This window comes from Phycisphaeraceae bacterium, from assembly GCA_019636735.1.
In the GTDB taxonomy this organism is placed as follows: Bacteria; Planctomycetota; Phycisphaerae; order Phycisphaerales; family SM1A02; genus VGXK01.
The window spans coordinates 212722-232238 of the sequence record JAHBWY010000005.1 but is presented as its reverse complement, the minus strand read 5'-3'; the positions used below and the strand labels follow the sequence as shown (position 1 = coordinate 232238).

Sequence of the window (19517 nt, the reverse complement as noted above, 5' to 3'; positions counted from 1 at the left end):
GACATGAGCCAGAAGGGCGGCAAGCCGCAGACAGCTATTTCCCCCACGCGCGAGGAGAACTACGCGGAGTGGTACCAGCAGGTCGTTCGCGCGGCGGAACTCGCCGAGCCGTCGCCCGTGCGCGGCTGCATGGTCATCAAGCCGTGGGGCTATGCGATCTGGGAGAACATCCAGCGGGCGCTCGACCGGATGTTCAAGGACACGGGCCACAAGAACGCCTACTTCCCGCTCTTCATTCCGCTCTCGTTCCTCGAGAAGGAGGCGGAGCATGTGGAAGGATTCGCCAAGGAGTGCGCGGTGGTCACGCACCATCGGCTGGAAGCGGGCAAGGACGGCAAGCTTGTTCCCACGGGTGAACTCGAGGAGCCGCTCGTGGTGCGGCCGACGAGCGAGACGATCATCGGCGCCACCTTCGCCAAGTGGGTGCAGAGCTGGCGCGATCTGCCGCTGCTCATCAATCAATGGGCCAATGTGGTCCGCTGGGAGATGCGCACGCGACTGTTCCTGAGAACGGCCGAGTTCCTCTGGCAGGAGGGACACACCGCCCACGCGAGCGCCGAAGAGGCGATGGAGCACACGCGCCGCATGCTCGATGTCTATGAGACTTTCGCACGCGATTTCATGGCGATGCCGGTCATCAAGGGCGTCAAGACTCCCGCCGAGCGGTTCCCGGGGGCCGTCGAGACCTTCTGCATCGAGTCGATGATGCAGGACCGCAAGGCGCTGCAGGCGGGCACGAGCCACTTCCTCGGCCAGAACTTCGCCAAGGCGAGTGAAATCAGATTCCTCGACACGCAGGGGCAGTTGCAACACGCCTGGACCACGAGCTGGGGTGTGAGCACGCGCCTGGTCGGCGGCTTGATCATGACCCACGGCGATGATGACGGCATGATCGTGCCGCCGAAGCTCGCGCCGACGCATGTGGTGATCCTGCCGGTGCTGCACAAGCCCGAGCTGCGCGAGCAGATTCTGAAGTGGTGTCACGAACTCGCGGCGGAGTTGCGGAGGCGGCGCCATGGCGATCGTGATATCGAGGTCGAAGTTGATGCGCGCGACCTTCCCGGCGGCGACAAGGCGTGGCAGTGGATCAAGCGCGGCGCACCGATCCGTCTCGAAGTGGGGCCGCGCGACATGGAGCAGGACTCGGTCTTCATGGCGCGGCGCGACAAGGGTCCCAAGGAAAAGGTGGGCGTGAAGCGCGCCGAGTTCATCGAGCGCTGCGCCGAGATTCTCGACGAGATCCAGTACAGCCTGATGGCTCGGGCGAGCGCATTCCGCGATCAGCACACGCGGAAGATCGACGACCGCACCGAGTTCGAGGCGTTCTTCACGCCGAAGAGGCAGGCCGATGAGAACTCGCCCCCGGACATACACGGCGGCTTTGCGCTCGCCCGATTCTGCCTCGACCCCAAGGTGGAGGCCGAGGTGAAGGAGCGGCTCGGCGTGACCGTGCGCTGCATTCCGCTCGAGGGCGCGGATGATCCCGGACCGTGTGTCATTACTGGGCAGCCTGCACAGAAGCGCGTCATCTTCGCGAAGGCGTATTGATGGCGGTAATCGCCAAGAGGGGGCGCGGGCAGTAGATTGAGCATCGAGCTCGGACGACCGTTCACTGAAGCGGCAGCGTGCGAGCGGCCGAGCGCTCCGCGCGCTCGGCGTCGCGGTGCTCATCCCACCGCCGGCTGAGCGAGTGCGGCACCTTCAGCAGGTCGAGGATGCGCGCGGCCATGAAGTCGACGAGTTCGTCGATCGTCCTTGGCTTGAGATAGAAACCCGGGGCAAGCGGCAGCACGACGGCACCCGCCAGCGTGACCGTGCGCATCGCCTCGATCTCAGTGAGCGAGAGCGGACTCTCACGATGGGCCAGGATCAGTGGGCGCCGCTCCTTGAGTGCCACGCACGCGGCGCGCTGAAGCTGGTTGTCAGTCACGCCCACGGAGACGCGTGCCAGCGTGTTCGCCGAACACGGCACGATTGCCATGCCGTCGTGCATGAAGCTGCCAGAACCGAGGGCACCGCCGACATCGTTGTCGGCGTGAATGGTCACCAGTTCACCGCGACCGTCGCTCAGGGCATCGGCGTCGAGACGCTTCATGTCGAGCTCGTCGAAGACGAGTCGCCGGCCGTTGGGGCTGGCGACCAGTTCAACGCGACACTCCGCCGCGGTGATCGCCTGGATCACGCGCCGAGCGTAGATGGCGCCACTGGCGCCTGTGATGCCGATGATGAAGCGACGCATGAGTGGAAGCCTACGCGGCTCAGCGAAGGCGTTCGCTGGCATCGATGAATGGATTCGCCACCAGGTGCGTACGGCCGCCGATCACGGCGACTCCCATAGGGGTCGGGAGCTGACTCAGGGCGCGCTCGAGGCCGCGATCATCGAGCACCTCCACGAACCCCGACGCGGGTTCAACTGAGGTCACGATCTCGATCCTGACGCGGCGGACGGGCGTGGGTGTCTCAGTCGCTGCGATCTCACCCGGCTCGGGGGAAGCGGCCGCAGCCTGCGCGGAGGTCGCGGCGTCGTCGGGTGACGCGGAGGGCTCACCGGGAGCTAACACGAGCGCGCCGGCTCCGTGGGCGCGCTCGGCGCCGAACATCGGATCGGATGGAGTCGTCGGCCGGATCAGCCACATCATGGTCGCCGTCAACGCGGCCACGGTCACCAGCGCAGCGCCGGAGCTCCGCACTCGCCGATGCATGACCCGGCGCCGATGTGACCTCTGAAGCTCGAGCTGCGCCGCGGCGAGAATCTCATCACGCCGACAGATCATCGCCGATTCTCCTGATCGATCGCCTCGCGCATCGAAGCAATCGTACGCCGCAGCCGACTCTCGATGGCCGCGGCGCCAAGCCCGCACGCGGCCGCGATCTGACGGACGGTCATGCCCGCACGGAAGCGCATCAGGAGCAGTCCGCGCTCATCGGGAGCGCACTGGTCCATCGCCGAGTCGAGCGCCGCGCGGACCGATTCGATGGTGCGAAGCGAATCCCGCAGCTCCGTGACCGCGGCGCGCGACTCGCGAAGACGACGCGAGGCATCGCTTCGCAGCCGATCGAGCGCCGCCGAGAGCGCCACGCGGCGCAGCCATGCATCGAGCGACGCGGCGCTCTCGCAGGACGCGGGAGCACCGGCAATGCGCAGCCATGCGTCCTGCACGCAGTCGAGCGCGAACGCCTCGTCGCGCCGAGTGGTCGATGAGATGAACGACACCATCCAGTCGAAGCGTGCGCCATAGAGGTCAGCGAGTGCGGAGGGGGTGCCCGCCAGCATCCCCTGGCAGAGTCGCTTCGCATCCTCATCACTGAGAATCCGCATGGGGGCAACACCGGCAGGTCTCGCGGTCTCGCGAGTCATCCGCAGCGTGCTCGTCGCTCCAACGACGCGTGTTCCGTGACCTCTCGTGGGGGTCGGCGTCGGTGTGGGCTCAGAGGCCACACCTCGGGCGCGAGGCGGCGGAGCAATGCATGTCAGCGCTGGCTGGCCCACTTCTCGATGATGGTACGCACGAGGGCCAACTCCTCCCCCGTGCCTGAGACGAACAGCATGCCGGTGGGGGAGTGGAGTTTCAGACGGAAGCTCTCGCTTGGGCCGTTCAGTTCAATGCCGATCTCGATGGTGGCCAGCAGCTCCGCCTGCTCCTTGGCAATGCGCTGCAGGTCCTCGTCGGAGTCACCCAGGTGCTGCAAGCCGACCTCGAAGACGCCCGTGACCGTTCGAGGCGACGGTGACTTGCCGGACTCCGGGTCGGCTGCCCCCGGGAAGTTGGCGCCGATCCGATAGATGGGAGGACTTTCACTGCCTGGCGCGGCGTCGATGCGCTGCACGGCGAGTCGTGCATTCACCGGAAACGCCTTGTCTGCACTCGGAAAGGTCAGGCCATCGAGCATGCGCAAGGCGCTGTCGGCGGTGACACCGGTGAGCTTGATCTCCGGAACATAGGCCCTCGCAAGGCGCGGATCTTCGAGCACCCAGCTCTGGGCACCGGCTGCGCCTCCGACCATTCCGAGGTACTCCGGCAGCGCACCTCCGGGGAAGTTGATGTTGATCGGGTTCGCCAGGAGTCGACCCGATGGAGTGTCTCGGCGGCGCGCGGCAGAGGCCTCGGCCGTCTCCGCTGCCTCCACCATGGCCACCCGGTCGAGTTGGGCGATCAGCAGTGTCGCGGCGTCCAGCTCATCCATGGTGCCGCTCGCCACGATCTGGGTTCCACCCACGGCGGAGAATGATCCCCAAGGGAGTGCCAACTTGAGCGCCCGCGCCGCATCTTCACCCACGGCATGCTGGATCTGGAGTACGCGCGTCATGATCCGAACCTGCGAGAGCGCCTGCTCAGCGCGGCTGGCGGCGGCGTTCGACTTGGCGATCGCTTCGTCTCTCTCGCGATCGTCGGTGAGGGTGTCGGCCCGCTCCTTGCTCCGAATCTGGTCGCCGATCGCTTCGATGGCCTCGGCGAGAATCGCCATGCGCCCGTTCCGGTCATCGGCCGGCCCCGCGAACTCGATGCTCGACGCGTTGTGGATCGGGGTCACACGCCATGCGGGTCCGAGCGAGGTTCGCAGGTATTCGCCAGTGGCGGCGGCGATCTGCCGGGCATGGGTGCGGTAGGCATGGGTCGCCTGCTCAAGATCGGCGCCACGGGGCGCACTCAGGCTGCGCCGCTGTGCAAGCATGGCGCTATCGGTGATGGAACCCCGATAGTGAGCGACAAGGAACCCATCCGTGGTCCGCTCTCCCCACTTCACGAATTGCAGACCACTGAGACCAGGCTCATGACCTGGATCGTTGAGGATGTAGCCAGCCTGCTGCGGCAATGCGAACGCAACACAGACGAGAAGGGCGGTCATCATGGTTGGGGCCTCGTAGTTCTGGAGCTCACACCCCACCTGATCCGATGGGGCGTTCTCAATGGAACGACGCCGCACGGGAGAATCGGTCGCGAGATCTGCGGGATTGCCGGGTGTGTCGCCACCGGGGGCCCGCTGGCGCGGAGTGCCTCACCCTCATCGGGCCGGGAGGTGGGATTGGATTCGAGACCGGTGCACGCGGGGCGGGAAGGCCTGGGTGCGCTATCGGCGCCGACTGGAGGACTGTCTACACTGCCGCCTTGACCCAAGGTCTTTGGCAAGTGAGAAGACTGAGTTGAAGGTCGGCGCATCGCCCTCGGGTGAGGGTCCGCGCGGGCTTGGAGATGCGGCATGAGGGCAGCTCCGGCCCGCCCCTTGGTCCTGTCCGCGTGGCCCGTTGGCTGACCACGGCGATCGCGTGCAGATCGGCCCGCGAGTGCGACGGTGATGCAGGGGGGGCCGGGGCACGCTCGATCGGCCATGGGATCGCGCCAGTGGCGTTTTTTGACCCTCCGACCTGGTCCCAAGTGAACTTCGCACCCCAACCGACCTGCCACGCTCGCAAAGTGCTCGGGAATGCCGTATTTTCCCGAGCGTAGCGAGTGCGGCCTTTCCGCTGCTGCAAAGCAGCGGCCCCATTGAAGCGTGATAGACGCCGTTCGGGAGGCTAGGAGTACTCACTTTCCGCTGCTGCAAAGCAGCGGCCCCATTGAAGCCAGGGCGCCGTGATCGAGGGGGCGGTTCAGGGGCGCTTTCCGCTGCTGCAAAGCAGCGGCCCCATTGAAGCCCTACGAGGGCGACGGCGGCACGGTCGAGATGATGCTTTCCGCTGCTGCAAAGCAGCGGCCCCATTGAAGCATCTGTGACATCAGGCATTCGCGCACTGTACGCGCCCCTTTCCGCTGCTGCAAAGCAGCGGCCCCATTGAAGCGCGATGACAACCGCCAAACCCTACGCATTCGACGACTTTCCGCTGCTGCAAAGCAGCGGCCCCATTGAAGCATGCGGCGCGAGGCGTGGGCTCCCCGTCCAGTCCCGCTTTCCGCTGCTGCAAAGCAGCGGCCCCATTGAAGCAACGGTCGTGGGCTACGATCAGGTCGAGACGGGGTTCCTTTCCGCTGCTGCAAAGCAGCGGCCCCATTGAAGCGTTATCGCGCCACCCCATCGCCGATCGTGACGGACCCTTTCCGCTGCTGCAAAGCAGCGGCCCCATTGAAGCATCCCGCTCCTGGCGCAAGGTGCCGCCGGCATCGACTTTCCGCTGCTGCAAAGCAGCGGCCCCATTGAAGCGGCCATCCTTGCGGCACTGTCCGGGTCAACATCCACTTTCCGCTGCTGCAAAGCAGCGGCCCCATTGAAGCGCCTTGTATATGAGGGTGGCGCAGTCATGACGACCACCTTTCCGCTGCTGCAAAGCAGCGGCCCCATTGAAGCGTCGTCGCGCGAGCCCGCCGTACTCATTCTGGACGACTTTCCGCTGCTGCAAAGCAGCGGCCCCATTGAAGCGTTTCCGCGGATGCCACTTGTTCCACGAACACAGCCTTTCCGCTGCTGCAAAGCAGCGGCCCCATTGAAGCGCCTTGAGCATGCTCACCGGCACTTTGAACGCCGCCGCTTTCCGCTGCTGCAAAGCAGCGGCCCCATTGAAGCAGCGTGACGCTCACGGAGATCGCCTCCTCGAGTGGCCTTTCCGCTGCTGCAAAGCAGCGGCCCCATTGAAGCTGGGTGTGACAGACACCACACCGCGAATCTGTCTGCTTTCCGCTGCTGCAAAGCAGCGGCCCCATTGAAGCCCGACAGCGGCGAGGGTATGTACCGCCGCTTCCTGGCTTTCCGCTGCTGCAAAGCAGCGGCCCCATTGAAGCGATTCATCGGGGATCTCAGCGTCCGCCCACGGCTGGCTTTCCGCTGCTGCAAAGCAGCGGCCCCATTGAAGCGGCGGCATGCTCGCGGGGTGCACCGCTGTTCTCGCGCCTTTCCGCTGCTGCAAAGCAGCGGCCCCATTGAAGCGTGCCAAACCGCATCCCAGCGGCTGGTGATGCGAACGGCTTTCCGCTGCTGCAAAGCAGCGGCCCCATTGAAGCGTTGTGGTCGCTCAGTCACGCCCCGCCCCCCTTCCGCTTTCCGCTGCTGCAAAGCAGCGGCCCCATTGAAGCGATCGTGCTCCCCTCTGCCCCCGTGTCGGTCCGGGGGCTTTCCGCTGCTGCAAAGCAGCGGCCCCATTGAAGCCGTCGGGCTCGTCAGGCTCGCACCAGTCGAGGTAGTCTTTCCGCTGCTGCAAAGCAGCGGCCCCATTGAAGCGCGGCATCGGCCAGCGTCGTATCGTCAACCGTGAACGGCTTTCCGCTGCTGCAAAGCAGCGGCCCCATTGAAGCGGCAACCGCGGCTTCAACTCGCGCACCAGTTCGGCCTTTCCGCTGCTGCAAAGCAGCGGCCCCATTGAAGCGTCCGCTCGATGGATGCAAGCGCGGCTCCGTGTGCCTTTCCGCTGCTGCAAAGCAGCGGCCCCATTGAAGCCTCGGCCTCGATGAGCCGCAGCCGGATGCCCGGCTCACTTTCCGCTGCTGCAAAGCAGCGGCCCCATTGAAGCGCCAATGTCAAGTACGACGATCGGCCAGTGGCCCGCTTTCCGCTGCTGCAAAGCAGCGGCCCCATTGAAGCACTCGCTCAAGATCCCGGTTCAGGAGTTGGTGGCCTTTCCGCTGCTGCAAAGCAGCGGCCCCATTGAAGCTCTCTACCTTCTTTCCTTCTTTCCCGGTCAGTTCTTCTTTCCGCTGCTGCAAAGCAGCGGCCCCATTGAAGCTGCGGGCGTCCGATTCTGGTTCGTGATCTTCATGGCCTTTCCGCTGCTGCAAAGCAGCGGCCCCATTGAAGCGTCAACTCGTCCATCGACCGCTCGACGTCCGCGAGCCTTTCCGCTGCTGCAAAGCAGCGGCCCCATTGAAGCTTGTGCAACGTGGGCATTGCGACGGAGGGCTGGGACCTTTCCGCTGCTGCAAAGCAGCGGCCCCATTGAAGGCCGCGTTGATTCCGCATTGATTCCGCGTTCTTTCCCTTTCCGCTGCTGCAAAGCAGCGGCCCCATTGAAGGTACCAGCCGCGGGTGACGGTCTGCCGCGCGAACGCTTTCCGCTGCTGCAAAGCAGCGGCCCCATTGAAGGGGTGACACGGGCGGCGACGCTTACGAGATGGAGTGCTTTCCGCTGCTGCAAAGCAGCGGCCCCATTGAAGGACGCGCGGCGAAGGTAGCGTTAGGGTGGCGGAATGAGCTTTCCGCTGCTGCAAAGCAGCGGCCCCATTGAAGGGCTCATCCCACCCTCCGATAGCACCCCACAGCTTTCCTTTCCGCTGCTGCAAAGCAGCGGCCCCATTGAAGGTGGACTGGACGCCCGGAAGGTGAACGAAGCAGTATCCTTTCCGCTGCTGCAAAGCAGCGGCCCCATTGAAGGCCTCCCGGTTCGCCGACGACATCGGCGGCGAAAAGCTTTCCGCTGCTGCAAAGCAGCGGCCCCATTGAAGGAGCGTCAGAGATCGGGTGCGTCAGATCGCTGTCGTCCTTTCCGCTGCTGCAAAGCAGCGGCCCCATTGAAGGAGCGTCAGAGATCGGGTGCGTCAGATCGCTGTCGTCCTTTCCGCTGCTGCAAAGCAGCGGCCCCATTGAAGGGCGTGACCTCGATCTGGCCATCGGGCGGACGCTCATGCTTTCCGCTGCTGCAAAGCAGCGGCCCCATTGAAGGAGTAATCACGGCGTCACGATCGGCCGTCGCGGTTCTGCTTTCCGCTGCTGCAAAGCAGCGGCCCCATTGAAGCGGCTCATTCAGGTGGCAGCAATGGCCAATGGGCTCTTTCCGCTGCTGCAAAGCAGCGGCCCCATTGAAGCGCGGTACTGCGGGTGCGGGTCGGAGTCTGCGATGTGCTTTCCGCTGCTGCAAAGCAGCGGCCCCATTGAAGCGCCTGATTGGACATGGATGGGCCTCCAAGCCGATTCTTTCCGCTGCTGCAAAGCAGCGGCCCCATTGAAGCTCGGCGCGTGACGCACGGAGCACATGCAGTTCGGCCTTTCCGCTGCTGCAAAGCAGCGGCCCCATTGAAGCCCCCTCGTCTCGTTCGATTCGGTGAGCCGCTCGACCTCTTTCCGCTGCTGCAAAGCAGCGGCCCCATTGAAGCTTCGGGTTGTTGTCCGGCGTGATGAGGTCGAGGTACTTTCCGCTGCTGCAAAGCAGCGGCCCCATTGAAGCCAACTCATGTCGCAGCAGCTTGCCGCGATTGGGCTCTTTCCGCTGCTGCAAAGCAGCGGCCCCATTGAAGCCCCGAGCCGGGCTCGCCCATGAAGAGCACCGGGCGGGGTAGAGGGTGAGGCCTGGAGCGGGAGAGGGCCCGCGTCTCCAGCTCAATCAACGCGGTCAGGGGCTGCTGCGGCGAATTAGGGCCATATTCACCGCACATGTTGCGGCAAATGACTTGCCCTTGCGGCGATTGGGCGGTACAATCACCGCACGATATGCGGAGAAACATGGCGTACATCCACGAGAAGCCGGGTTGGCCCGAGTTCACCTGGGACGGCGAGGCCCTCGCCAGCCAGTTGGCGGCCGTGCGGCACAAGCAGGGCCGCCTGCTCGGCAAGATGGAGGCCCTGGGGTTCGACCTGCGAGCCGAAGCAAGCCTTGCCGTCCTGACCAGCGATGTGGTGAAGTCCTCCGCCATCGAGGGCGAGAAGCTGAACCCGGATGAGGTCCGTTCGTCGATCGCGCTGCGGCTGGGGCTCGATGTGGCGGGACTGCCGAAGGCGGGCCGCGATGTCGAGGGCGTCGTCGAGATGATGCTCGACGGCACGCGGAACTATGAAAAGCCACTGACGAAGAAGCGGCTCTTCGATTGGCACGCATCGCTCTTTCCAACCGGCCGAAGCGGCATGAACCGCATCACCGTTGGGGCGTGGAGGAAAAGGGAATCCGGGGCGATGCAGGTCGTCTCCGGGCCGACGGGCCGGGAGAAGGTGCACTTCGAGGCGCCGGCGGCGGACAGTCTTGAAGCAGAAATGTCACGCCTCATCAAGTGGTTCAATGCGTCGCCGGCGATAGACCCGGTGCTGAAAGCCGGGATTGCCCATTTCTGGTTCGTGACGATCCACCCGTTCGAGGACGGCAACGGGCGCATCGCCAGGGCCATCGCCGACATGGCGCTCACGCGCGCCGACGGTACGCGGGACCGCTTCTACAGCATGTCGTCGCAGATTGAGGCGGATCGAAAGGACTACTACCTGCGGCTGGAGTCGGCGCAGCGCGGCGACGCGAACATCACGAGTTGGCTGGAGTGGTTCCTGGGCTGTCTTGATCGCGCCATCGACGGCGCGGATGGGACGCTTGGCGCCGTCCTCAACAAGGCCCGCATGTGGCAGCGGATCAACCGGCGACCTGTCAATGACCGGCAGCGGCTGGTGATCAACCGGATGCTGAACGGATTCGAGGGGTTCCTCTCGACCTCGAAGTACGCGAAGCTGGCAAAATGCTCGCCGGATACCGCTCTGCGCGATATCCGGGAACTGCTGGAGCGCGGCATCCTGGTCCAGAACCCCGGCGGCGGTAGGAGCACCAGTTACAGGCTCGGCGAGGCCGAGGATGTAAAGTGACCTGCCGGGGTTCTTCGTACCAGGTCGAGTGAGGGTCCAGGGGTCAGATTACTCCGTTGCCGTCGCGTGGGGAGGCGGAGCGCAGGCGAGCGAAGCGAGCCGCAGCGACGACTCCCCACGCGAACACGCCGCGAACTCCGCCGGAGTCAGGTAGCCAAGCGACGAGTGCGGGAGCCGCAGGTTGTAGTCAGCCCGGAAGTCTCCGATCACCACCCGCGCCTCCCGCACATCTCCGAACAGCTCCTGGTTCAGACATTCGTCACGAAGCCGTCCGTTGCGGGTCTATGCCATCCGCCGCCGGCGCAAACACACCAAGGCCGAAGTGACTGCCCCATCCAAGACAGAGCGGACCTTCAACCGGACGCGTTAGCGTCAGCGTCACATGGAACACTCCAGCCGGTGCCGTCCCACCGTTGCCTTGGCGCGTGCGAGCGAAGGCTCTGAACCATCGTGCATCTTTCCCGGCTCGGCTCGTGTCGGATGGCGCGGCGATAGTGGGGGCCGCAATGAGACGGGGAAGGCCGCGGTGCTCTAGTTCGGAGCGTATCTGCTCTTCCAAGGAGTCCCTCCCGCGGGACTTGAGGAAGCGTGGTGGCACGAAGGGCGTACGGCTTACCCATGTCGCGCCCGATCCGAGCTCCGCTATCGGCTCACGCCCCACGGTTCGGAATGAGCATCGCGTCCCGATACCGATGAGAGTGACCGCAATGTCATCCATTCCCTTAGCCCAAGTCCTTCGTAGCTGACGGAGCGCAGATTCTGCAACCGGACCAAAACCCATCGGGGCATGGACCAGCACATGATCGATGCGCCGCGGGCTTCGAGCGTCGAACGCCACCGGGATGAAGTGGGCATGGCGATGCTCGCACCGCAGAGGCTGCCCCTCGCCATCCTTCCCTGTGAGTTCTGGGCATCGGCCAAGTTGCTGTTCATCGCCGACCTGGCTCAACAGGGCACGCCTGAAGAGAGCCATCGTCGGGAGTGCTCGCTCCATGAGCGGAAGGACATCGCGCCTCTTGTCGGTCGAGAGTGCAAACAGCGCCGTATCATCGCGATCTCGCGTCGCGCTGGCCGGCATGTCTGCAGCGGAAGCGAAAGAAAGTGCGGACGCTGGACGCCAATAGATGAGCTCGCGGGCGCCGGGCGGGAAGTTCCATCCCTCACGCTGGAGCGTGGTCGTATCGACTTGCAGCGCAGCAATAACATCGTTGGGCGCGCTGGGCGAGTCACGGCGCCAGGCGTCGTACTCGTTGCTAGCGACGGGCGCAAGCAACCGCACTGGCTCGTCGTCGGCGTCCACGCGTCGCGTCGACACTTTTAGGTCAGGGAGGTCTTCATCACCGGACGACAGTCTAGCTGTGACTCGAGATTCGGCGCGGCCAAGATAGCCGAGACGAGACAGCAGCTGCGCGAGAAGGGCGCGCTGATCCTCCGTTAGCGCTGCGGGCCACACCATGCATAGCGGGCCGGCAGGTTTAACGAAGGCGTCGATCACGAGGCTCGTCTTTTGGACGCCTTTCTTCCAGCCTTTGACCGGCATGTAGTGGCGAGTGTGGCCGCTCGTTGCGCGGGGCAGCCAATAGGTCGGCTCGCTCGCGGCGAGCGCCTCGACCAGCCGCCGCATCTCAGCGGGAACCTGCTGCCAGCCCAGCTTTGTGTACCCCGTCGCGAGCAGTGCACGCAAGATGCGCCAAGGGCTCGGTGGCCATTCCACGAGCCCTTCGTTCACATGGTGCCCCCATGGCGTCGCGTGGTAGCGGCCAGCGGGGAAGTCGAAACGGAGGCGCAGCATCGTCTCCACTCGCTCAGACCGTGAAAACAACCGGTGTCATCCGCATCTTCTCCGCATTCTCCGGCTTGTCATCCTTGCCGACCCCGAGCTTGCGGATCAGCTCGGGCAGTTCACCCGACCAGGTCCCGTCCTTCCCCTCTCCGACGATCTCCTTCCGCTCCGGCAGACGGAACCCCGTCACGTTCTTGCTGGCGATGGGACCGACGTCCTTGAGTTCGAAGCTGCAGGCTGTGCGGAGCCGCATCGGGCTGTCCACGAAGGCGCGCAACTTAAAGAGGGCCAGCAGCACCAGCATCTTGGTGGCGTCCGCGTCGAGGCCGTAGCCGCGGATCTGCGCGAGGTCGATGCTCGCGTAGAGCGTGATCTTCTCCGCGGTGTACTCGTCACGAGGAAATGGCACATGCCCGAACCCCTTCTCGGCGCCGCCTTGCCCGAATGCCTTGCCGGTCGGATCGACATGATCCTGCTTCGATCCACCTGAGGGGGCGACCTTCACACCGTCTGCTTCGATGAAGGCCATCAGCGCCCGCGCGACTCGCAGTCGTCCGCCCGCGAGCTGCTCCTTGGCCAGGAAGACACCATGAACAAGCGAGCTGGCATCATACTTGAGGAGCTTCTGTGCCAGCAACTTGCGGTCGATCGGCCCCTTGTCGAGTGCGCCGAGCTCCCCTTTAAGTGCGTTGAAGAATGTCTTGTCCTTGCTCTCGAGGATATACGGGCTGTTGAGCCGATGCGAATCGGTGATGGAACTAGTGAGGTACTTGCCCTCCCGCATCACCTTCACATAACTGAGGCCGCGTAGCTCCTCCTTCAGATCGTTGACATCGTCCTCCCAGCAGGTTTTCTCCAGCCAGTTCGCCATGCTCTGCGCAGACTCGACGAGTAGCGATCTGCCGTTCGGAGTTTCGAACTCGGCCGCCCCGAGGTCTGGAAAGCCCGTGGGCTGGAACCGATGCCCCTGCCGAACCTTGAGCGCGACTTCGAACAGCAGATCGTGATGGTTGTCGAGTGATGTGAGATCGATGCTCATGATGATGCTCCTCCGGCTTGGGCAGCCAAGTGTTCCTCAGGTTTCAGTTTTTCGTAGGGCTTGCACACGAGCCTAGCTGCACGCGACACACCAGCTTGTGAGATCGGAAATGCCAGACTGGCTGCCAGGCGACGCACCAGTCCGGGCCGCGCGACACCGCGTCGGAAGACGGGCCGAAGCCCGCTCGCGCCGAGGCGTCGAACGACGACTCTCAACGCGCCGTCTAGATCTCCTGCCGCGAGCCGCCGCAGTGGCTCCGGGTCGAGGCGGACCGTGACCGCGACCTCAGGTCGACCGTTTGGTCCCTCGATGGGGATGTCGAAGGGGAGGTGAGCGAGGCGGAGCAACATGTGAAGCGGCTCGGGCACTCCACCGGGGACGGCGGGCAGCTGGGAGCCCAACTGTTCCTTGTGAATCGCATCCCAGTCCAGGGCGAGCAGCGGGCGCGCGAGCGCGTACACGGCAGCGTCAGCCACCTCACCTCGGACCCACGCTCCGACCTCCTCAAGAGTTACCTCGCACGCGCCGGCCGCCCAAAGCGGAAGCTGCGGGGCCCTGTCCCGCTCAAGATCTGACGTGCGGGCCCAGATCGAGCGGCGTCGTACCAGCGCGATCGCGTCAGTGACCAGATCGCGGCCCAGGCACACGAGCTCGGGATCGCGCTCGGCTCGCCCACGCGCATCGAGCCGAAATCGAGGCCAATCCCGGTTAGTCTCGTCGACCGGGAGGAAGTGCCCCCGTATCGAGTCCTGGATCGCGGTGCCATCGTTTCCGGGAGGGCGGTGCTGCGATGCGAGTGAGAGCGCCAGACGGAGCACCGTTCGGCCGATCGAGGAGCCGTCATCCGCGGCTGTTATCCAAGCCCAGCTCAACCTAGGCAGAGGTCGCCGCGCCGGACTCTTTCCTGAACGCAGTAGCGCGAACTCCGCTTCACCAAGTGCGACGAGCAACTCCCGCCATTCCGTCGGGGTCGCATCGTGCCGACATACCGCGAAGAGGGCCTCCTGAGCTCGGCGAGCGACTGCGCCGAGGCTGAGCGGCACGTTGTTGTCCTTCGTCCGCCTGGAGTACCTGACAAGGCGATCGATCCAAGGTGCGACCTCCTCCAGCAGGGCTTGATGAGAGCGAGATGCGACCCGGAAGCGACCCGCCGATACGGCGAGATTCGACTGGCCATTGCGTTCGAGGTACGCGAAACGCTGCAACGCCTCAATGCCACGCGCAAGCCCAAGTCGCGCGGCGGCGCGCACGAGATCGCCGGCTTTCGTCGTCTGAAGGTGCCCGACTTGAGCACGACCTTCGCGGATCAACTCGACCAGCTCGCCATACTCGAGTGGATGCCCCCAAAGCGGCAGCCACTGCTCGCCTCGAGGGGACCCTTCAAGCTCCGACGCGCTTCCGAAGCCAGCCGAGGCAGCTTCCACCCAGAAGGGCGACGAGACGCGGGCCCGGCCCACGTCCCCGCGACGGCTCATGCCCGCAACGAGCGCGATGGCCCCCTCGAGCATAAGCACGAATTCCCAGGGGTTCACCGCAGCGCCGCCGAAGAAACCCGCGCCCATGTTCGTGCCTCCGGCTCGTCCCGGAAAGAACTGGCCGACGGCCTTGTTCAGCAGGAGATTCGTCGTCGCCCCGAAAACCGCGGCGAGCAGTCTATCGCCAGCGGCATCCAAGGGCTCACCTGTGTTCAGATTGAAGAGCGCGTGGAGGTGCTGACGAAAGTTCTTCGTGAACTCCATGCGGCCATCGTTACCGCCGGAGCCAAAGAGAGACGTGAACTCGAACCCCTTCTTCTGTCTCTCGTCAAGCGCGACGGCTGCGTCCACCCATTGCTGCCCGTGCTCACTCCAGCGCGCGCGAAGGCCGGCTATCAGCCGTGCCTTCGTGGACTTCTGGACGGCCGTAAATCGCTTCTTCGCGTCGACGATACGCGCCCGCAGTTCGACATCCTTCTTGATTTGCTTCTCGGCAGCCTTGAGTTGCTTCTCGCAGGCCTTCAGCTCCGCGCGAGCGTTCCTTTCCTCCTCTCTCGCCTTCTTGAGCAGCTCCTGAACGTGGGTGAGTTCCTCGCGAGCGGGCGACGACTTCGCCGAGCCCTTGGCTGCAGACTTCTTCACTTCTTCGTCTGCCTTCAACCGCGAGACGAGTGAACTCGCATCTTCGAGCTTCCGCGATGCGTCCTGGTGTGCCGAGCACTCTGCGTCCACTCGCTCGCGGATGTCGGCATGAACATTCCGCGCGTCCTCCTCCGCCTTGAGAACCTCTTCCGGGATGGCCGCCCTCGCGATCTCAATCGCACTTCGAAAAGGGGCCAGGCGAGGCGCAGACGACGCCGCGAAGGCATCCAGTACTGGATCGCCGACCGCCCGTTCCGCATCGTCCTCTCCCTCATCGCCATCGTCGGTCTCCGAATCGCCGGTCGCGGCGTTGTCGATTTCCTCCTCGTCGCTGCCGGATGTTCCTGGCGCCGCTTCATCTGTGCCCACACTGCCGTCCGGTCCCTTCAACGAGAAGAATCCGCTTTCCAAGTTCCACGGCGCCAAGATCGGCGTTGGCTCGTAGTCCTCCAGGAAGAACCGCTGCACCTCTTCCCAGGAGAGTTCGGTAACTAGGACGAAATGCTCGTCGCGCCAGAAGCCGCGTGCGGACGCGTCCCTCTGTTCCGCCAAGAGGCGGATGACGCCAAGGGCTGCGAGATACGTCGCGAGCGCGTCAGGCTTCAGGCCTGTCAGTTCGTGGACGTGAGGCTTCGTCATGAAGTGCCTCGCGCGCCGCGCCGCGCAGGAGTTCGCGCCGCTCTTGGTGCGGCCCGCACTTTCGTCTTGCGACCACCTGCAGCAGTGTTCACCTGCGGCTGAGCGGCGGCTACCGTTTCTTCGATCCACTGTCGAAGGTCAACGTCGCGGTCCGGCGCTTCCGGCGTGGGTGCCACTTCCACCAGATCCTGAGAGAGACGCGCATCCCGCGGCTGGGCTATCTGCGATGCGCGGACGTCCGCAACCCGCAGGAGCGCTTCCAGCCAGGCGAGCTGGAACCCGCCGTAGCAACGGCGCAGTCCAAGCACGCGTTCGACCCAGCTCGGGCCATAGCGCTGCGACAAGCCAAGCTTCGCCGGATCGAGTCGCAGCGTCGCCTGAGGAAGACGGAAGTCCTGAGCCGTTACGTCCGCAAGCCCGAGCGCCGGGATTACGTCGCCGTCTCTTACGCCGCGTATTGGCAAGCTACCATCCTGGCCGACGTTCTCCTGGTCGCGCGCGCCCATCGGTAAGGTTGCACGGACCTTCCCGTGATGCGAGAGGACGAGGTACATGACCAGGTTGAGGGAGGTCTCGTCTAGCGCGACGAGTGCAGCGAGTATCCCCGACGGCTCCTGGATCCGATCATCGTCCTCCGGCAGGGCTCGGCCGACGGTGGCGTTGAGAATCTCCTCTCGCCCGCCCTGAAGCGCAGGGTGCGTAGGGCTTGCACGCCACACCAGATCGAAAAGCGCGAGGGCGCTAGCCAACTCGTGGCGAAACCCGGGCCGCTTCCCGAGCGGGCTGTGATCGTACATGTGCCGAACGCCGTGCCAACGGCCCTTGGGCGCCTTCGCCAGGGGCGTGTCGAGCGAGATACCGTTTCGGTCCCTGATCGCGCCCGCGAACGCCGGATGCGCCTTTCCGATGTCATGCACCAGCCCCGCGAGCTCCAGTGCCCGTACAGTTTCAGTACTGAGGCCAAGCGCAGAGCCAGCTCGCGCTGCTTCACGCGCGACTTCGGTTCCGTGCGTCGCGACGGTCTTGTATTGAAAGCGGCTATCGAGGAGGCCTTCGCTGAGATCCTCCAGTTCGTCTGCAGAGTCGGCAGCGTCCGTGGCGTTCATCGCCCGCGCATGCTGGGGCTCGACGGGAACGGCGCTCGGCTTTCCAGTGAAGCCGATCCGCATGTCGTACCCACCCCCGGCTGCATCGACGAGGATAGTCTGCCCCGGATAGATGTGGCGCTCCTCGAGACGCTCCCACTCACCCTCGATGTAGCTCCACACCCAGGCGCGCGGGCGCACATTCTTCGGACTGAGAGTCGATTCCTCCGGCACAGGCAACTGACTGTCGTCGTCGCTTTGCTGGCCTGCGAGTAGCCATGTCCGTGCGTCGCCGACCGGAACGCGACAAAGCGCATCGTGTGAAGGACGGAGGCGGAGATGCGGGGCCCGTCCTTCGGGCACCGGCCACCACCAAACCGTTACATCGCGGTCGTTACCTTCGCGGACGAAGCGTGAGATGTCAACATCCGCACCGGTCAAGTCCGGCCCGGTGTCGAAGAGATCGTGCATCTCCCGCCGTGTGAGAATGTGCAGCGGCGCATAGGGGTAGAGGCGAGGCAGCATGCTCTCCTCCTTTGGCTTCGCCGCTTGGTTCTTCTCGAAGCAGTCCAACGCTGGCGGTCCCGCGTCCCCGTCCAACAGCATGATGGCCTCAGCAGCGGCTCGTAGCTGCGCGAGCTCGTATGGGGCGGCCGCCTTGTCGTCGGCGTAACCCCGGTCAATCACGACGACCTCGCCCTTGCCACCGTATCGCGCACAGCGTCCGAGCCGCTGAATGAGGGACGCCCACGGTGCCAGCTCGGTCACCAGGGCATCGGCCGAAATGTCCACGCCCGCCTCAACCACTTGGGTCGCAACGATGATCCGGTTCTTGCCCGCCCCGCACTGTGAGCGGGCGAGAAGCTCTCTGGCCCACAGTCTCCGTTCCGCGCCACGGAACCGCGAGTGGACTAGCCGAAGGTCCACATCCTGGGAGAGCCTTCTCTGCTTCTTGAGCTTCTCAAGCGCCGCATGCAGTGCAAGCGCGATCTTCACCGTGTTCGCAATTGAGAGAGTGAGGCCACCTTGCGTCGCCTCGTGGGACTTGGCGACGATCTCGGCCCACGCTTTACCCATTCCATCGTCGACCGCTGGCACATGCTCCACACGAAACGGCTTCTGTACCGCCCAAAGAGGACCAGTCTGCTCAATCGGATCGAGCTCGACGATCGGAAGCGAATCAGCATCGATCAACGCTGGTGCACGATGCAGCCAGTCGCGCTGCAACGTCGCACTCATCCACCATGTTCGACGAGGGCGCGGTAGCTTCTTGTCGCGCTCCTCAGTGTTGGCGAATCCCTGGAGCTGCACGCTGGTCACCAGCCCGACGTCCATGAGCTGGATCTCGTCCATGATCCAGAGGCAATCAACATTGAGCAGCCCGTGCTCCATCGGCCAGCGCGCTCGACCCGACCCGTAGCCGCGGTTGAGCGCGCGAGAAAGAAGCATGTCCTGGGTCCCGATAAGCACAGCATCCCGTTCGGGTTCGAGATGCCAATCCGAGGGAGACAACCCACCGAGAAGAACGTGTGCGCTCGGCTTTGGATCGAGCCCGGCACGATCGATCCACTCGGTGACCGCCCGCTCCGTCTGTTCGACCAGCGTGCGCATTGGCAGGCAGATGACGAGGCGTCGCGGCCAGGCTTCGTTCTTCTCGTGTACGCGGTTCCAGAGCCACGCGACTGTCACGCCTGCGGTCTTGCCGAAACCAGTGGGAACGCGAATGAGCAGATTCGGGCAGTCATCCTGCTGCGCCAGCCGTGCTTGCCACTCATGTCGCCGATGACCGGTTACGTTCGCAAAGAAGGCGTCGAAGGCGGTCGTCACCTCACGCCTCCAGCAGGCCCACAGCCGCTCATGCCGACCTCGGAGCGGGCGAAGCCGTGATGTGCCGCGATCGGATGGAGTATCAGAGCTCGGCTGTTCGTGCAGTGAGCCGTGAGTCCGCACCGAACGTCTGCATAGCGCCACGATCGGCGCCACGATCGCAGTTGGTGCCGAGCGTCTTCGGGTTTCTTGAAGCAGTTGGCTCCCTGCACTCTGGTGTTCGGGCCATCATCGATCGACGTCCTCAACACCCGCGGCCACCGCGACGCTCGCTGTTGCTCGTCGTGATGAAGAGCCCCAGGAGCCCGCCATGCTGCTTTCGTCAGCGCTAGCACAGAGCGCGTGGCAAACTGCCTCGTGCAGCCTTTGCTCCCGTCGAAACTCAAGGTCCATGTCCGTATTGTCACATGATGCTGTGCTTGCGGTGGCTCGTAGGCCTGCAATGTGTATAGATCTCGGTGGCCGCGCACCGGTTGCGAAAGCTGACACTGAACGAATGCGATCAAGACACCCTGACGCGCAGCACACGCCTCCGTCAGTCCGGCCCGCGC

Annotated in this window: 11 protein-coding genes and 1 CRISPR repeat array; of the genes, 2 read left to right on the top strand and 9 right to left on the bottom strand. The window is 64.5% G+C overall.

Annotated features, from left to right (window positions below; translation table 11 throughout):
• The first annotated feature begins 3 nt into the window (after positions 1 to 3).
• A complete protein-coding gene (gene proS, locus KF724_08965; GenBank protein MBX3355816.1) occupies positions 4 to 1548 on the top strand; it encodes a proline--tRNA ligase in 1545 nt (514 codons plus the stop codon).
• A gap of 61 nt (positions 1549 to 1609) precedes the next feature.
• Here proS and KF724_08960 read toward each other — a convergent pair whose 3' ends face one another.
• The 4 genes from KF724_08960 to KF724_08945 all read right to left on the bottom strand — a co-directional run bounded on the left by KF724_08960 (position 1610) and on the right by KF724_08945 (position 4851).
• Positions 1610 to 2239, bottom strand: a complete 630-nt coding sequence (locus KF724_08960; protein MBX3355815.1) for a UbiX family flavin prenyltransferase — start codon at positions 2237 to 2239, stop codon at positions 1610 to 1612.
• 19 nt (positions 2240 to 2258) lie between these two features.
• On the bottom strand, positions 2259 to 2774 hold the full coding sequence (locus tag KF724_08955) for a hypothetical protein (GenBank protein ID MBX3355814.1): 516 nt from the start codon (positions 2772 to 2774) through the stop codon (positions 2259 to 2261).
• Positions 2771 to 3319 (bottom strand): sigma-70 family RNA polymerase sigma factor, encoded by a 549-nt coding sequence (locus KF724_08950; protein ID MBX3355813.1) that lies wholly within the window; start codon positions 3317 to 3319, stop codon positions 2771 to 2773. Before KF724_08950 ends, KF724_08955 begins: the two co-directional genes overlap by 4 nt.
• 152 nt (positions 3320 to 3471) lie before the next feature.
• The gene (locus KF724_08945; protein MBX3355812.1) at positions 3472 to 4851 is read right to left on the bottom strand and encodes a hypothetical protein; all 1380 of its coding nucleotides are present in this window, start codon (positions 4849 to 4851) and stop codon (positions 3472 to 3474) included.
• A 606-nt stretch (positions 4852 to 5457) separates the two neighbouring features.
• Positions 5458 to 9156: direct repeats of the CRISPR family, unit length 35 nt; unit sequence CTTTCCGCTGCTGCAAAGCAGCGGCCCCATTGAAG.
• Between the two features lie 204 nt (positions 9157 to 9360).
• Between KF724_08945 and KF724_08940 the strand changes: the two genes are divergently transcribed.
• Positions 9361 to 10476 carry a Fic family protein gene (locus KF724_08940; GenBank protein ID MBX3355811.1) on the top strand — a complete coding sequence of 372 codons (1116 nt, stop codon included), beginning with the start codon at positions 9361 to 9363 and terminating at the stop codon, positions 10474 to 10476.
• Between the two features lie 48 nt (positions 10477 to 10524).
• On the opposite strand, the gene KF724_08935 is transcribed toward KF724_08940, so the two are convergent.
• The 5 genes from KF724_08935 to KF724_08915 are packed head-to-tail and all read right to left on the bottom strand — an operon-like array spanning position 10525 to position 18966.
• Positions 10525 to 10728 carry an integrase core domain-containing protein gene (locus KF724_08935; protein ID MBX3355810.1) on the bottom strand — a complete coding sequence of 68 codons (204 nt, stop codon included), beginning with the start codon at positions 10726 to 10728 and terminating at the stop codon, positions 10525 to 10527.
• Positions 10729 to 10735: 7 nt separating this feature from the next.
• The gene (gene cas5u6u / locus KF724_08930; protein ID MBX3355809.1) at positions 10736 to 12277 is read right to left on the bottom strand and encodes a type I-U CRISPR-associated protein Cas5/Cas6; all 1542 of its coding nucleotides are present in this window, start codon (positions 12275 to 12277) and stop codon (positions 10736 to 10738) included.
• 4 nt (positions 12278 to 12281) lie between these two features.
• Positions 12282 to 13298: a type I-U CRISPR-associated protein Cas7 gene (gene cas7u / locus KF724_08925; GenBank protein ID MBX3355808.1), complete on the bottom strand. Its 1017-nt coding sequence runs from the start codon at positions 13296 to 13298 to the stop codon at positions 12282 to 12284.
• Positions 13295 to 16054, bottom strand: a complete 2760-nt coding sequence (gene csx17, locus KF724_08920; GenBank protein ID MBX3355807.1) for a type I-U CRISPR-associated protein Csx17 — start codon at positions 16052 to 16054, stop codon at positions 13295 to 13297. Before csx17 ends, cas7u begins: the two co-directional genes overlap by 4 nt.
• The gene (locus KF724_08915) at positions 16051 to 18966 is read right to left on the bottom strand and encodes a DEAD/DEAH box helicase (protein MBX3355806.1); all 2916 of its coding nucleotides are present in this window, start codon (positions 18964 to 18966) and stop codon (positions 16051 to 16053) included. Before KF724_08915 ends, csx17 begins: the two co-directional genes overlap by 4 nt.
• Between the last annotated feature and the right edge of the window lie 551 nt (positions 18967 to 19517).